11 protein-coding genes are annotated in these 15,408 nt (G+C 62.1%); 7 read left to right on the top strand and 4 right to left on the bottom strand.

What is annotated here, in order from left to right:
• Positions 1-196: 196 nt before the first annotated feature.
• A complete protein-coding gene (locus JNC62_RS12830) occupies positions 197-2,509 on the bottom strand; it encodes a methyl-accepting chemotaxis protein (protein ID WP_374839334.1) in 2,313 nt (770 codons plus the stop codon).
• A gap of 289 nt (positions 2,510-2,798) precedes the next feature.
• Here JNC62_RS12830 and JNC62_RS12825 point away from each other — a divergent pair, with 289 nt between their 5' ends.
• Together JNC62_RS12825 and JNC62_RS12820 are read left to right on the top strand one after the other, a co-directional pair.
• Positions 2,799-3,758, top strand: a complete 960-nt coding sequence (locus JNC62_RS12825) for a ring-cleaving dioxygenase (protein WP_374839332.1) — start codon at positions 2,799-2,801, stop codon at positions 3,756-3,758.
• Between the two features lie 143 nt (positions 3,759-3,901).
• Complete coding sequence (locus JNC62_RS12820; RefSeq protein ID WP_374839331.1) at positions 3,902-4,462, top strand: NADPH-dependent FMN reductase; 561 nt, start codon at positions 3,902-3,904, stop codon at positions 4,460-4,462.
• Between the two features lie 129 nt (positions 4,463-4,591).
• On the opposite strand, the gene JNC62_RS12815 is transcribed toward JNC62_RS12820, so the two are convergent.
• From JNC62_RS12815 to JNC62_RS12805, 3 genes are all read right to left on the bottom strand, one after another.
• Positions 4,592-6,148, bottom strand: a complete 1,557-nt coding sequence (locus JNC62_RS12815; protein WP_374839329.1) for a VOC family protein — start codon at positions 6,146-6,148, stop codon at positions 4,592-4,594.
• Positions 6,149-6,251: 103 nt separating this feature from the next.
• A complete protein-coding gene (locus JNC62_RS12810; protein ID WP_374839587.1) occupies positions 6,252-7,094 on the bottom strand; it encodes an SDR family NAD(P)-dependent oxidoreductase in 843 nt (280 codons plus the stop codon).
• A 152-nt stretch (positions 7,095-7,246) separates the two neighbouring features.
• On the bottom strand, positions 7,247-7,465 hold the full coding sequence (locus JNC62_RS12805) for a hypothetical protein (RefSeq protein ID WP_374839327.1): 219 nt from the start codon (positions 7,463-7,465) through the stop codon (positions 7,247-7,249).
• Positions 7,466-8,208: 743 nt separating this feature from the next.
• Here JNC62_RS12805 and JNC62_RS12800 point away from each other — a divergent pair.
• The 5 genes from JNC62_RS12800 (at position 8,209) to JNC62_RS12780 (ending at position 15,330) form a co-directional block, all read left to right on the top strand.
• Positions 8,209-9,663: an efflux transporter outer membrane subunit gene (locus JNC62_RS12800; protein WP_374839325.1), complete on the top strand. Its 1,455-nt coding sequence runs from the start codon at positions 8,209-8,211 to the stop codon at positions 9,661-9,663.
• A gap of 303 nt (positions 9,664-9,966) precedes the next feature.
• Positions 9,967-10,806, top strand: a complete 840-nt coding sequence (locus tag JNC62_RS12795) for a fumarylacetoacetate hydrolase family protein (protein WP_374839323.1) — start codon at positions 9,967-9,969, stop codon at positions 10,804-10,806.
• Between the two features lie 257 nt (positions 10,807-11,063).
• Entirely contained in the window at positions 11,064-12,164 is a 1,101-nt protein-coding gene (locus JNC62_RS12790; protein ID WP_374839321.1) for a polyamine ABC transporter substrate-binding protein, read from the top strand.
• 1,942 nt (positions 12,165-14,106) lie between these two features.
• On the top strand, positions 14,107-14,469 hold the full coding sequence (locus JNC62_RS12785) for a hypothetical protein (protein WP_374839319.1): 363 nt from the start codon (positions 14,107-14,109) through the stop codon (positions 14,467-14,469).
• 474 nt (positions 14,470-14,943) lie between these two features.
• Positions 14,944-15,330 carry a hypothetical protein gene (locus JNC62_RS12780; protein ID WP_374839317.1) on the top strand — a complete coding sequence of 129 codons (387 nt, stop codon included), beginning with the start codon at positions 14,944-14,946 and terminating at the stop codon, positions 15,328-15,330.
• The last annotated feature ends 78 nt before the right edge of the window (positions 15,331-15,408 follow it).

The raw sequence follows: 15,408 nt of genomic DNA, 5'->3' as shown, positions 1-15,408 counted from the left end.
CATTCTCGAACGTCGATCGGGCATCGCGTTGATGGCGACGGACAACCGCGCCCAATTCAGGAGCAATTCGCTCCGCGCCTCTTTGTGCAAAGCACAACAAGTGCGCATATCCGGAACAGGTCGCGCGGCGTGTCCTGACGTTGAAACGGCCCGCACAAGCGGGCCGCAACATCTTTTGTCGGTGTCGGCGCGAGACTTAGAATTCTTCCCAAGTCTGTTCTGCCACCGCCGCCCCGCCGAACGCCTTTGCGACGCGATTGCCGAGCGCCCGGGCAGCGGACACGACCGGACGATGCTGAGACGTCGCGGATGCCGGTGCCGTACGCTGCTGCGCCGCAGCCGCATCCGACAGGCGGAACTGCGACAGAAGCGCATTGAGCGAAGAGACCTCGGAGGCGAGCGTGTGACTTGCCGCCGTCTGTTCCTCCACCATGGCCGCGTTCTTTTGCGTGCCCTGGTCGATGTTGTGCACCGCAGAACTGATCTCGTTCAGCCCGGTCGACTGCTCGCGTGCCGATCGCACGATCGCAGCGACATGTTGATCGATCTCCTGCACCTGCCCGACGATCTCTTCCAGTGCCGCGCCCGTATCGTTTACGAGCGTCACGCCCGTATGCACCTGCTCGCCCGATTTGGTGATGAGCGCCTTGATCTCCTTGGCTGCATTGGCGGAACGCTGCGCCAGTTCGCGCACCTCCTGGGCGACGACGGCAAAGCCCTTGCCCGCATCGCCGGCACGCGCCGCCTCGACGCCAGCGTTGAGCGCCAGAAGGTTCGTCTGGAAGGCGATCTCGTCGATCACGCCGATGATGTTGGAGATTTCGCGCGAGGACGTCTCGATGCCGCTCATCGCAACAACGGCCTTCTTGACGATCTCGCCCGACCGTTCGGCACCGCCCCGCGTGCGGTCCACCAACTGACCGGCATCCTCGGCGCGCCTGGTCGCGTCCTTCAGCGCGGTCGTAATTTCCTCCAGCGCGGCTGCGGTTTCTTCCACCGATGCCGCCTGCTGTTCGGTACGTGTCGCCAGGGCGTCAGATGCGGTGCGGATCTCCTCCGTACCCGCATGGATCATCTGGGCATTGGCCCCGACCGACTGCAACGCCTGCTGCAGTTTCTCGACCGACGCATTGAAGTCATGGCGGATCTGATCCAGCGATCCGCTGAAAGCGGTATCGATGCGATGGGTCATGTCGCCATCAGCCAGCTTCTGCAAGCCGTTCGCCAGCGCGGTAACGGCAAGCTGTGTCTGGCGCTCCCGCTCCGCAGCCTCTTCCGCCCGCTGACGACGTTCCTGGTCCGACAGCGCGCGGTTTTCCTCGGCCTCGGCCTCCAGCCGGAGCTTGGCGACGCTCGCATCGTGCAGCACCTGGAGCGAACGGGCCATCTCGCCGATTTCGTCCTTGCTGCTCGATTCCGAAAGATCGATCTCGGTACCGCCGCGGGCGATTTGGCTGGTCGCGTTGATGACCTTCTCCAGACGCTTGCGAAAGCGCGCCGAGAGCAGCCAGCCAATCGCGACCAGCAGGCCGGCAGCAACGGAAATGATGACGATGGAGGTGACTGCAAGACTGGTCAGATGCGCAAAGAGCGTCGCCCGTGGAACGGAAACCACGGTGTACCAGGTCGTGCCTTCGAGCAGATTGACCGGCACGGCCACCGCCATGTTGTCAGCTCCCTGACCGTCCGGCAGATCGACGGCCTGGCCGGGATTTTTCATCAACGCTTCCCAGGCGGCAACGTCCAGACCCGACTCTTTCAGCGTCTTGCCGAGCAGGCTCATGTCCGGATGGCTGACAATGGCGCCGTTCTGGCTGAGCAGAGCCACGAAACCATCGCCGAGCGGCTTGAGCCTGGCCATGTCGCCGGCCAGCGAATTGAGCGCCAGATCGACCCCCGCGACCGCGACGAACTTGCCGTCGAGCGTGAGCGGCACCATGAAGGACGCCATCAGCACGTCTTTGCCGTTGATCGAATAGGTGTAGGGTTCTGTCAGGAGTTCCTTGCCCGTCCGCTTGGGGACCTGGTAGTAATCGCCGGCGCCCTCCTTGTCATAGTCGACCAGCGCCTCGTGCACGATCGTTTCCCCCGAACGCGGGAAGTAGGGGACGTACCGGCCCGTTGCGTCGTGGCCGGGCTTGTTGGCGTATTCGGCATCCTTGCCGTCAAAGGCATTGGGCTCCCAGCCGGTGCTGAGACCGAGCGCGAAGGGATTGTCGACCATCAGCTTGCGCAGGAGCGCATTCGCGCCTTCGCGCGACGGCATGCCGGCTTCCTTCATCGCATAGAGCGATGAGCGCAAGTTCTGGCTCAACCCCTTCGCAGTGGCAAAGTAGGTTTCGACGTTGGCAGCGCTTGTCTGCGCGGCATTGGTCATTTCGGCGATCGAACGGGCGCGCACTTCCTCGAACGACAGATAGAAAAGCGTTCCGGCAGTGGCCACGGTCGTGGCGACGCCTGTTGCCACGATGGCAAACATGTTGCGCGCAGTCGCAGTCTTCAGAAACATCAATTCGACTCCAGATCCCTGCCGCGTGGGCGGCGGCGCGGGAAGCTTGCACTGGTGAGGGGGAACATGCCGAGGCGGAGATGGGCGAATTCATTTCGCATCACAACCTTAATGAGCAATTTATTGAAGAATGGATAATGCGCGGACGACCGGATGCGACGAAAGTCGAGTGGACCCGAACGTTCAAGAAAGAAGAACGGACCGTTCGCCACCCGCCACCTTCCAGTGAACGGCCGTTGGCGCGATAGTCCGGTGGGAAAGTCCTTCGCTCAGATGAAGGGAGTTTTAGATGACCATGCAACTGACTGGCATTCACCACCTGACCGCCATTACCGCCAACGCCCCGGAGAACCTGCGTTTCTATACGCGGACGCTTGGCCTGCGGCTGGTCAAGAAGACCGTCAACCAGGACGACACGAGCGCCTACCACCTTTTCTATGCCGACGGATTGGCATCCCCCGGCACTGATCTGACGTTCTTCGATTGGCCGGTCGGCCGCGAGCGCCGTGGCACGCACAGCGTTTCCCGCACCGGATTGCGCGTGGGAAGCCTCGAAACCCTGAGATGGTGGAAGGACCGCTTTGCCGAACTGAAGGTCAAAGCCGGCGAAATACGCGCAGTCGGCGGCCGTCAGACGCTCGACTTCGAAGATCAGGAGGGCCAGCGCTTCCGCCTCACCGTCGACGACAGCGGGGCCCCGTCGCACCCATGGGAGAAGAGCCCGGTTCCGGCCGAGCATCAGATCAAGGGCCTCGGTCCGATCACGATGAGCGTGCCGGACATCGCCAACACCGAGACGATCCTCGTGCACGTCATGAACATGACCAAGACCTCGCAATACCCGTCACCGGACGGCACCGGCGAGGTCCACGTCTTTTCAATGGGCGACGGCGGGCCGGCGGCAGAATTGCACGTCGCGGTCGAGCCGGACCTCCCGGCCGCGCATCAGGGCGCCGGCGCCGTCCACCACGTCGCCTTCCGCGTCCCGGACCTCGAGACGCTGCACGCCTGGACGGAGCGGATCCGCGGTTTTCGTGTGCCATCGAGCGGTGAGGTCGAGCGCTACTATTTTCGTTCGCTCTATTTCCGCGAGCCGAACGGCGTTCTGTTCGAGCTTGCCACCGACGGCCCCGGATTTTCGGTCGACGAACCGCTCGAGAAACTCGGCGAAACCCTGTCGCTGCCGCCGTTCCTGGAACCGCGCCGCGAGCAGATCGAGGCCAGGCTGAAGCCACTGGCACTGCAATAGTGCGATGGGCGCGGCCGAACTGGCTAGGGATAAAGCAACGGGATCATTGCTATTGCGGAGGCGTTCTCATTTGATGGCGGCATAAGTGCCGGTCGGGCGGCCAGCCAAGGCAGTCGCAGCCGACGGATGAAAGGAGTGCCACAATGACGAAACTGGTCGCGATTTCCGGAAGCCTGCGCAAGGCCTCATTCAACACGGCGTTGATGCGTGCGGCGATCGCCATGGCGCCGGACGGCGTCCAGATCGTCGAAGGGACGATCCGCGGCATCCCGCTCTACGACGGCGACGAAGAAGCGGCCAGCGGCGTGCCGGAGGCCGCAGCGATACTCAAGGACCTTGTGGCCGCAGCCGACGGTGTGATGCTGTTCACGCCCGAATACAACAACTCGATCCCCGGCGTATTCAAGAACGCGCTCGACTGGATGACCCGGCCGGCGTCCGACATCTCCCGGGTCTTTTCTGCCAAGCCGTTTGCCATCACCGGCGCCTCGCCCGGCAATTTCGGCACGCTGTTGTCGCAGGAGGCCTGGCTGCCGGTGATGCGCACGCTCGGAACGCGCCCGTGGTTCGGCAGCAAGCTGATGGTCTCGAAGGCGGGCTCCGTGTTCGATCCGGACGGGAAGCTGGTGGACGAGGCGATCCAAAAGCGCCTGCGCACTTTTGTCGAGGGTTTCGTTGCGTTCGTGCAGGAAACAAAAGGGTGAGATCGGCCGGTCTTGGCGCGAAGTTCGTCAGAACACGCGTGCTTGGGGATTGAACGCCGCGCCGCCGAAGCCGGGCAAGGACCCTTTCACCGAAAACGGGGAGACGAGGGGCGGCGCGGTGCGACGCCCCTACCCTGTCACCCGCTGCACAAACTGGCGGACCAGGTCCACATCGGCTGCGCCGATGTCATGTCCGGCAGGCAAGGTGCGGTTCTCCACGCTGGCGCCGGCGCGTTCCAGGAAAGCCTCCATGTCCGCCGCGTAGGGACCGTAAGGGTCCGACTGGCCCGTCACCATCAGCACGTTCGTGCCTGACAGGTCAGCCATGGGAACGTTTTCGAGCACGTTCATCGCCCTGAGCAGCACCGCGTTGCGGACGATGCCCGGATGCAGAAACATCAGCGCACCCAGCATGTTGGCCCCGTTGGAATAGCCGAGGAAAACCGTCTTGTCCGGGCTAAGCCCGTAGGCGGCGTTCGCCTCGTCGATAAAGGCCGCAAGGGCAGCCGCCTCGCTCCCGATTTCCTCCTGGTCGAAGGTCACGGCGGTGATGCGCCGGAAGAAGCGCGGGTAGCCCTCGTCCATGCTTCGGCCCCTGAGGCTGACCAAGGTGGCGTTCGGCGCGACGCGCGCGCCAAACGGCAAGAGGCTGGTTTCGTTGCCGCCGGTGCCGTGCAACAACACGAGCGCCGTGCCGTCGGATTTCTCCGGCCGGTGGACACGGTGGATGAAAGGCAGATCGCGCTCGGTCATTCTTTCTTCTCCTGGAAGGGAAAACTGCGGCAGCCGTGCCCGGACGTCGTCCGGATCGGCCAGGACATGCCCGGGCACGAACAGCTTGCTGCCCAACGCTTCCGGCGTCTCGTCGACAAGCATGCCCGGCTCGTCGGTGGCGTACTCGAACAACGCTCCGCCCGGTTCGCGCACATAGAGCGAATAGAAGTAGGTGCGGTCGTGCATGTTCGTGGCGCCCGCCTGCTCGGCGCGAAGTGAAGCCGCGACCCGTTCGACCGCCGCTCTGTCGGGTGCACGCAGCGCGACATGATCGATCGTGCCCGTTCCCGGCGCCGACGTCCAGAAGCCGCCGGCGTCGCGGATGTCGAGCACGTCGGCGGCATCGCCCGCGAGCCGGCGAATGCCCGCCGACTCGGCCACGAGTCGGAAACCGAAGTGGCGCACGACAAAATCGGCCGTCGCTTGCGGCTGATCGGAAAAGATCGTCGCGCCGCGGATCCGCTGGATCGCATCGGCAGCGGGAATCCCTGTGGCCGTCCAGGGGTCCGTTCCCGCAACAGCGGCCTCGCCGACAAGCTTGACGATGATCCCGTCCGGATCCTTCAGGCGCAGCACCGGTTCGCCGAATTCCTGGGTAGGACCGCTCATCTGGATATTCAACGTCAGAGCGCGTGTCAGCCAGAAGCCGATCGCCTCGGGCCGGATCGACAGGGCGATTTCCGCAGGCTGGCCGATACCGACGCGTCCTGGCGAACCGTCCTCCCAGGCCAGAAAGGTGATCAGCGTACCCGGCGCTCCGTTGCCGTCGCCGTAGAAAAGGTGAAGCTGGTCGGCATCCTCGAACCCCGCCGTCCGCTTGACGAGGCGCAGGCCGAGGATGCCGACATAGAAGTCGACGTTGGCCTGGATCTTCCGGGTAATCGCCGTGATGTGATGGATGCCGCTGGTCATGATCGCTCTCCCTTGAACGACACCCAATCAGAAGCCCCGCCTGCAGGCCAGATCACCAGCGGTGAATGCATTGTCTACCGTTTGTGCATGTTTTCAATACGCCTCAATCCTGTTCAAGGAACGCCTTGAAGGCTTGGCCGTAGTCCGGATGCCACCGCGACAGCGGTGGGCGGTTTTCGATGATGTCGCCGGCGGCCCACCGGATCCGCTTTTGGTCTGTCGCCCGGTCAACCTCGTTGTCGGGACAAAGGATATAGAAGTCTCCGCGGTCGAGACTTCCCATCATGAAGTCCACCGTCTGTTCCGGTGTCCACGCGCCGGCCGGCTTTTCCGTTCTGTCCTTTGCCGTCAAAGGCGTGAAGACAAAGCCCGGAATGAAGAGATGCGCGCTGACGCGGCAACCTGCACGATTGCGCAGGTCATGCTGCAGCGCCTCGGTGAAAACCTTCACGCCCGCCTTCGCGACATTGTAGGCCGGATCTCCAGGAGGTGTCGTAATTCCCTGCTTCGAGCCGGTGTTGATGATCAGGGCCGGCTCGCCATGGGCAACCATTCCCGGCGCAAAGACCTGGCTGCCGTTGATGACGCCCCAGAGATTGACCGCCACCACCTTTTCCCAATTCTGGCGCGGCCCCGCGATGGTACTTCCGGGCTGGATGCCCGCGTTGTTCATGAGAACATGCACACGACCGAACCGAGCAAGCACGGCGTCGCGCAGCGCTTCGACCGAGTGCAGCTCACCAACGTCGGTCACGACAGCCAGCACCTCTGCCGCCCCACCGGCCGCAACAACGGCAGCCGCCGCGTCGAGGCGATCCCCGTCGATATCGGCAAGCACGACGCGCATGCCGAGGCCGGCGAAATGCCGCGCGGCAGCGAGTCCGATCCCGGAGGCGGCTCCGGTCACGATGGCAACGTTCAATGGGGAGAAGGCGGCATGTGTCATGACAGGATCCACTCGGTGCGTTGTGACGGCGGCAAGCCGCTCATTCCCGGCAACTGGCCCGGCAACTGGCCCGGCCACTGGCGGCCGATGTCCGAATGGATAGCGGCGGGCGCCGGCAGTGTCCACGCCGGCGCCCGCAAGAGAAGACGATGCTAGGCTGCGGTCAGGTCGCGCACTGTCGCGCGCGGTCCGGCGGCCGCTGGATCGCTCATGAGCTTGCGGATCGCCACGCGAACCTCGTCCGCGGAATTGAACCGCTGCGAGTCCAGATCCCAGACGTGATACTTCACGGCAACAAACTTCAACCTATCCTGGTCCGGAACAAGAACGCCGACGGCCTCGCCGCCAATCTCGATAACTTGCTTTTCCATAGTAACTCCTGCCATGCGGAAGCACAGCGAATGCCAAACTTGCGTTTTGATCGAAGTGGAGAGGCTACATTCGGCAGAATGCCGGAGGCATCAGCTCGAGTTTCGTTCCGCAACAGGAGAATACATCACCAGCGGAGGCGATGTCGGCATTGTGATGCATGTCACACTCCCTTGGTTAGGCCACACGCCAAGATGGCTGTGGGGTCGGCCCTTTAGAGTTTCTGCGAGGGCCCTTGCGCATGGTCGATGAGATAAGTCGATACGGGCATCTTGTCAACTCGAAGGGAAGATTTTTGGGATATTTTTGCGCCCAAACAGGAATACCGACCCTGAGGAAGAAAATAGTTCGCACATGCAGCATATTCAGGAAATGGGCTTGCCCATGATGAAAAATGGGCATTCGCTCCGACTTTGGGCGCGTTCGCCCTTCTGCCGCCGCGAAAATTTCGCGCAAAAGGCGTATTTGCGGCAATCTCCGCTCCATCTCAAGGCGTAATCGGCACGCGCTACCGGGACCAAAAGGCCACACGCGGCCGGAATCGGTGCAGTTCAAGCGCGATTTGTGGCCAAAAACCGATTGGCAATGTTTTTGCGCTAGCTATGGTGAGCGGGATGATTCTGGGCATAGTCCGCTTTGCCCTTGCGATGTTGTTTGTGCGTTAACCATAAGAGGGAAGAATGCGCAGACCGCTTTCTGGACTCAAGAGAATTGAGCCGCCGCTTTCAGGGGCTCGGGGAAGACCATGAAGATTGCAAGATCCCTTTTGCCCCTGACGATGCTGCTTTTGTCTGGATGCGTCGTCGGACCGGATTACAAGACCCCTGGGGCCGCCCTGCCGGCAAAGTTCACCGAATCGGCTGGCAAATCCGCGGGCGACACGACGCTCGATCCCTGGTGGGAAGATTTCCGCGACAAACGCCTGAACGCTTATGTGGCGCAGGGCATGAACGAGAACCTTGACGTCCTCACGGCCCTGGAGCGCATCACCGAGGCCCAGGCAAACGTCGTCCTCGCCGGCGCCGGCGCCTGGCCGCAGATCAACGCCAACGGAGCGGGGACTGTGGAAGGGTCGGACGGGTCGCTCTTGCAGCGGCAGACCGGGTCGAGCCACACGCAGTCGAAGAACCTCAATGCCGGCCTCGGCGCGTCCTGGCTTCTGGATCTGTTCGGCCAGTACGCCCGCGCCCGTGAATCGGCCAATGCCTCGCTGGACGCCGCCTATGACAACGTCAACGTGGCGCGGCTGGCATACCTGTCCAACCTGACGACCACCTACATCAGCGCCCGCTTCTTCCAGGAAGCGCTGGCGTTGAACCGTCTGAACCTGGCATCGCGGCGCGAAACGCTGAAACTGACGGAGGACATCCGCGCAGCCGGTGCTGCCTCGAGTCTCGACGTCGTGCAGGCGGAAGGCCTGGTCAACCAGACCCTGGCCGAGATCCCGCCGCTTGAAATCGGCTTCTACCAGGCGGCCAACAGCATGGCCACGCTGCTTGGCGTCCCGGCCGGCACAATCACGCCGGACCTGCTCAAGGGCGGCTCCCAACCGATGCCGCGCTATGCCGCCAAGGCCGGCATCCCGGCCGATCTGATCCGCAACCGTCCCGACATTCGCCGCGCCGAACGGACGCTGGCCGCTGCGACCGCCCAGATCGGCATCGCCGAATCGCAACTCTACCCGACGCTCACCCTTGACGGGACGATCGGCGCCGCACGTGTGATCAGCGCGACGACCGGCAATCTCACCAACTGGTCCTTCGGCCCGACGCTGGTGCTGCCGATCTTCAATGGCGGTGCCTTGAGGGCCCAGGTCGACATCGCCGATTCCCAAGCCAAGCAGCAGTACCTTGCCTGGAAGCAAACGGTTCTCAATGCCGTGGAAGAGGTGGAAAGCGCCCAGGCCGCCCTCATTCGCGACTACCAGACCGTGGCTGCATTGCGCAGACTGGTGGCATCGAACGAAGAGGCTCTGTCGCTTGCGCGCGAAAGCTACAAGGGCGGCGCAAGCACCATCCTCGACGTCCTCGATGCCGAACGCAACGTCGCAAACAGCCGCCTGACGCTGGCGGCGGCAATCCGCACGCTGGCCTCGGACTATGTCGCACTCAATGCGGCGATCGGCGGCGGCTCCGCGATCGAAACGCCGGTGCCGACGCCGTCTCCCACCCGCGTCGCCTCGGCGGAAGCCACGAAATAGACGACCGCGCACGCCCGATACACGCCTTCCTCCCCCTGAGCGCCCACGGCCTCAGGGGGATTGCTTTTGCGGAGATGGGGCGGGCATCGCAGCCCCGGCAACGGCTGGGCTCCCGCAATCGGCCTCGGTGCTGCCGATGATCGGCTTCGGGCATCGGCGGCTTTGTACCTAGGCAGACGCAACGCCTCCGCCGCACCCGCGCCCCCCACGTCATTGACACCACCTGGAACTCGTGGAAGGTGGGGCAGCAGCAATCGTCAGTCGCCCGCCCGTCGCGGCGGCCACCGTGGGAGGGTTTGGTCCATGAAACTCGTTCGCTTTGGAAAGGCGGGGGCGGAAAAGCCCGGCCTGGTCGATGCCGACGGACAGATTCGCGATCTGTCCGCCGTGGTCGCCGACATCGCCGGCGACGTCCTCGGCCGCGAAAGCCTGAAGCGGCTGAAAGCGATCGATCCCGCCAGCCTTCCGCTTGCGCCGGCCGGTGAGCGGCTTGGCGCCTGCGTCGGCCGTGTCGGCAACTTCATCGCCGTCGGCCTGAACTATGCCGACCATGCGGCCGAGAGCGGCCTGGCCGTCCCGCCCGAGCCGGTGCTGTTCAACAAGGCCCCCTCCTGTATCGTCGGCCCGGACGACACCATCCTCATTCCGCCCGGCTCGGAAAAGACCGACTGGGAAGCGGAACTCGCCGTCGTCATCGGCGAGCGCGCATCCTATGTTTCTGAGGCGGACGCGCTCGATTATGTCGCCGGCTATTGCATCTGCAACGACATCTCCGAGCGCGCCTACCAGATCGAGCGCAGCGGCCAATGGATGAAAGGCAAGGGCTGCCCGACCTTCGGCCCGATCGGCCCCTGGCTCGTCACCACGGACGAGGTGGACCCCGGCGACCTCGCCATGACGCTCAGCGTCAACGGCGAACGGATGCAGCACGGCTCGTCCGCCACGATGGTCTACAAGGTGCCGTTCCTCGTGCACTACATTTCGCAGTTCATGATCCTGGAGCCCGGCGACGTCATCACCACCGGGACGCCGCCCGGCGTCGGCATGGGCATGAAGCCGCCGCGCTACCTCAAGGCCGGCGACCGCATGGAGGTGTCCATTGCCGGGCTCGGCATCCAGCGGCAGGTGGTCGCGCAGGGCTGAAGAGCGAACAGGCTTCCACTTTGCTCTCGAGGTCGCGGGAAAGGCACGCGGCTTTTCGAAACGGCACCCTTGCGCCGTCCGCTCAGTTCCAGGCTTATCCGCCGCTGCGGCGCACACAGCCGCATCGGATTTCATCCGGCCTGAGCAACGGAACCGCTTCCAGACATGCTACAAGCTATCTCAGACCGACGCGACGCGTACCGCCTGATCAAGGATCGACGCGCAGCGGAGAAACCATTGTATAAGGAGACATTCTCATGAAGCGACACAACCTCCTGGCAGTCGCCACACTCTCGGCGCTCATCGGTATCGCCGCTCAGCCCGCTGCAGCGCAGGAGCGGGTCGTCCATGTGTACAACTGGTCCGACTACATCGACGACACGATCCTGTCCGATTTCACCAAGGAAACGGGGATCAAGGTCGTCCACGACACGTTCGATTCCAACGAATCGGCGGAAGCGAAGCTGCTTGCCGGCGGGACCGGCTACGATGTCGTCGTCCCCACCGCCGACTTCCTGCAGCGGCAGATCCAGGCGGGCGTTTTCCAGAAACTAGACAAGTCCAAGCTACCGAACCTCGTCAACATGTGGGACGAGATTTCGGCGCGCGTCGCCTTCGCCGATCCGGGCAATGAATATGCCATCAACTACATGTGGGGCACGAACGGCATCGGTTACAACGTCAAGAAGGCCAGGGAGATCCTCGGCACCGACGCGGCGCCGGGCTGGGACGCCATCTTCGACCCGCAGCTCGCCGCCAGGTTCAAGGACTGCGGCATCTACTTCCTCGATTCCCCCTCCGAGATGATGCCCCTGGCGCTGCACTATCTCAAGCTCGATCCCAACTCGCACGACCCGGCCGACCTTGAAAAGGCCGGCGAACTGCTGAAGTCGGTTCGTCCTTATGTCCGCAAGTTCCATTCCTCCGAGTACATCAACGCGCTGGCGAACGGCGACATCTGCCTGGCGGTCGGCTGGTCCGGCGACGTTCTGCAGGCACGCGATCGCGCCTCCGAAGCCGGCGCCGGCGTCGAGGTCGGCTACTCGGTTCCCGCCGACGGGACGATGATGTGGTTCGACATGATGGCGATCCCGGCCGACGCCCCGCATGTGGAAGAAGCGCACGCCTTCCTGAACTATCTGATGAAGCCGGAGGTGATCGCCAAGGCCACCGACTATGTCTTCTACGCCAATGGCAACAAGGCCTCGCAGCAGTTCGTCAGCAAGGAAATCCTGGACGATCCGGCGGTCTATCTGTCCGAGGACACGATGAAGAAGCTCTTTACCCATGGTCCGTACGACGCCAAGACCCAGCGGGTCGTCACCCGCATCTGGACCAAGGTCGTCACCGGGCAGTGACCTTGGCGCGGAGGTTCGCGTCCAACTCGCGGGTTCAGGGCAGCCCGCAGCATGTTTCCAGAAAGTGGGAACCGGTTGCAAGACATGCGCAACAACAAGGACCTGAAGCGTGATGCGCGAAGTTGGATCGCGGCGCGCTTTGGGTCTGTTCTGGGACGGACGGCTCGAGCGTCCTTGCCGCTGTCTCAGTGAGGCCCTGCCCGCGCCAACAGTCATGGATCACTGAAATAACCGAGCGAACGGAACAACCAGCGGCGGGATGGAGTTGGCTCCGAAAAAGGAGCGAACCTTATGACCACACCAGTCAATCCGGGCAAGGACATCCCGCCTGTACCTCCGTTTGATCCAGTGCCGCCTGTGAAGGAACCAGACCCGCCGCGCCTTCCGGACGAGGTTCCAAACCCCAATCCCGACGAGAACCCGAATGGGCCAAAGCGCCTAGCCGTGGCTCGGCGCGGGCCGGAAAGATCACGGCGAAGAGCATACCTTTTGTACGATGGGCCGGCTCAGTCCCATCGAGTGTCGGGACTGGCAGATTGACGCGGCTTTGACAGGCTAGCAGAGGCAAAAGAGTGAGGGGCCGTCTACCGGTGCAAACGAGACGTGGTGCCGACGGTATTCCGATTGAGGATGGTGGCCACCTCTTTGGCGTCTACCTCCGAAAGCCTTATCACCGGCAGAAAGCCCGGAGCAGCGGTGACGCCGGAACGAGTGTCGAAAACCGTCCATGTACCGTCCCGCTCGCGGCGATGAGAATATGGAAACGCATCCGCTGGTCCGATCATTTGATCGCCCCCTGCATGGTACCAGCCATAAAGCGGCGAAGCACCGACCGCGAGGGATGCTGGAGTGGGCCAGTCAGAGGTTTCAGTTTGGCCGTGACGTAGTCCGCCTTCCTGAGCATTTCTCGAAGAATGGGGATGTCGCTTGTGCGAAAATCGACTTGCTGGACATTGGAGGACATCGGGTCCCCCTTTCGGCATGGGGCTAGGGTGTGGTCTCCCTTAAGCAGCAGCGCCCTGGAAATTGGCTGCTGAAGCTCAGACTGTGAACGCCCAATTATCGTTTAGCAAGTGATCAATTGAGGTCAGTTCGTGACGCCGTCGCCCCCCGTTGGCCGGCCCTGCACGGTCAGAAAAAAAGCACGACCCAAGCGATGAGTGCCATCGACAAGACGAACGCCGTCTGACTGAAGACGTCACCGTCTTGCAGCTGGGCCACGACACTGATGCAATTCAGGTAGACATCCCGTAAGGTTCCGGAGAACATGACGTTCTCCTTTCAGATCAGGGCCAGGGCGGCCAGCCCTCAAGCAGCAGCGCCCGTGATGTGTCTGCTGCCGCCGTTACAATGAGCGCCATACCGCTCGTAAGCAATCGATTAGTTTAGGTCAGAGGCGCACTCAGGGCGGCTGCTTTCAACGGAACTTGTTTTGAACACAATGGCCGCCTATATGCTTCTCCGTCGGCATCGCTGATGAGCGCTGGAAAGCTTCTGTCGCTCGCGATTGCCGCGGCCGCTTTCGGCCTTTGACCACGGATGTACTGGCACTGGTGTGAAAAGCGGCAATAAGGAAGGTCGGTGCGGTTTCGCCCGGCCTTTTTTGTTGCCCTGGTTTAATCCAGCAGCGCGATGAATAGAGCGACGGCTCGTTGCTTCCCCCCCCGCAGGCGTCTTCCTCTCGCTTTGCCGAATTCCAATCGATCTGCGCTAAAAATAACAATCGGGTGTCGCCTCTCGAAGAGATGAAATTCCCCCTACGCAGTGTTCGATATAAAAGTTCTTTGATGCCGATTTGCAGCCACAGAGAAGTTTTTGCCTTTATTGTAAGGTGATGTCTTTGGCCACGAATTCATACGTCACATCCTACAAGTCGTGTTATGCTTCTCCTTCTTGCCGGCAAGCACGCCAGGGCTCGATCGATTTCAGATCGGATATAATCATGGACATGCCCACTTGGATAAAACCCGCCCTGGGTGGTGCGGTATTTGGTGCATTTGCGATGGTTGCTTTCGGGTTTTCGTGGGGCGGCTGGGTAACCAGTGGCACCGCACGGAACATCGCTGCGATGCAGGAGGAGGCCGGTATAGCAGCAGCCTTGACACCTTACTGTATCAAACGCTCAAACGCCGACCCCGCCGCGGCACGGGTTATTGCCGACATCAAGAAGTCGTCGACCTACGGGCGTCGAACGCACGTGGAAAGAGCGGGTTGGGCCACTCCGCTGGGAACGGACCAGCCCAATGGCGCGCTCGCTTCATTGTGCGGCGATGAATTGGTGAAGCCTAGCCCAGCCATTAACTGATGTCTCCTATCAGGAGGATAGAGGTCTGGCTCGACAAAGGCACCATCAAGATTTTCTGACGAAGCGGCCAACTCAGGAGCGCGACCAGACAACCATCGCCCCGACCAGGATTACTGAAGAGGCGCGAGCCCTGAGGGAACGGAAAAGTCAAAGGCTGCGTGAATTGCGTCTTGGAGCTCCGATCAAAATGCCGGCTCCGATCAAAGGCGCAGCGGATGAAATAGTCCCAGTCCAAAAAAGCTGGGCCAAGGAGTAACGCTTTGGCATTCACGTGGATATTTGTCTGACAAAATTCGCAAGTGACCAGGCTCCTGTTTCAAAGATGAGCAATCCACCTGCCCTGGTATATGAATGAAACCTGCACGCGCTTGCTTTCGGTGGCGTCAGCGCGCATCCTCCAACTGTCAGTAGCAATGTCACGGGCGCTGCTGTTTGAGGGCTAGTTACCCTGGCCCCAAATCAAAGGAGGACAACATGTCTTCCGACATCTCCCCTTCCGACATGGAAATGATTCAGTCTGTGCTGGACGACGCGGGCTATGATGCCAATGTTCTCGCGATCGATCAATCGCTGTTCAACACGGCCGCGCTGCTCGTAGTGAAGCTGTTTTTGGCCGGGGAAACATCCCCCTATGCCCTTACCGCGCAGTTGGAGCGCAACTTCGGCAAGGGCGTGGCCACCAGAGCACCCTATGGTGCACCGCTTCCGCGATATGCCATCCAAGGCTTGCCACGCCACCTGGGCGGAGCCGGGCTCATGAGGCCGAGGCAATCCGCTGAACCGGACCTGCAAACTTGGGAGAACGAAGGCGGAACGGTGAGCAACCCGAGCCGAACCAAGCAACGTCATGGCGATAACTGAATGTTGTTTGACACGAAGGACCGGAATTACCGGGAATATCTGGGATAAGGCGGGAACTGGCGCTAAAGCCCCGGAAAT

The organism is Mycoplana ramosa (assembly GCF_041930185.1).
GTDB lineage: Bacteria > Pseudomonadota > Alphaproteobacteria > Rhizobiales > Rhizobiaceae > Mycoplana > Mycoplana ramosa.
This window is presented reverse-complemented; position numbering and strand designations above follow the sequence as displayed.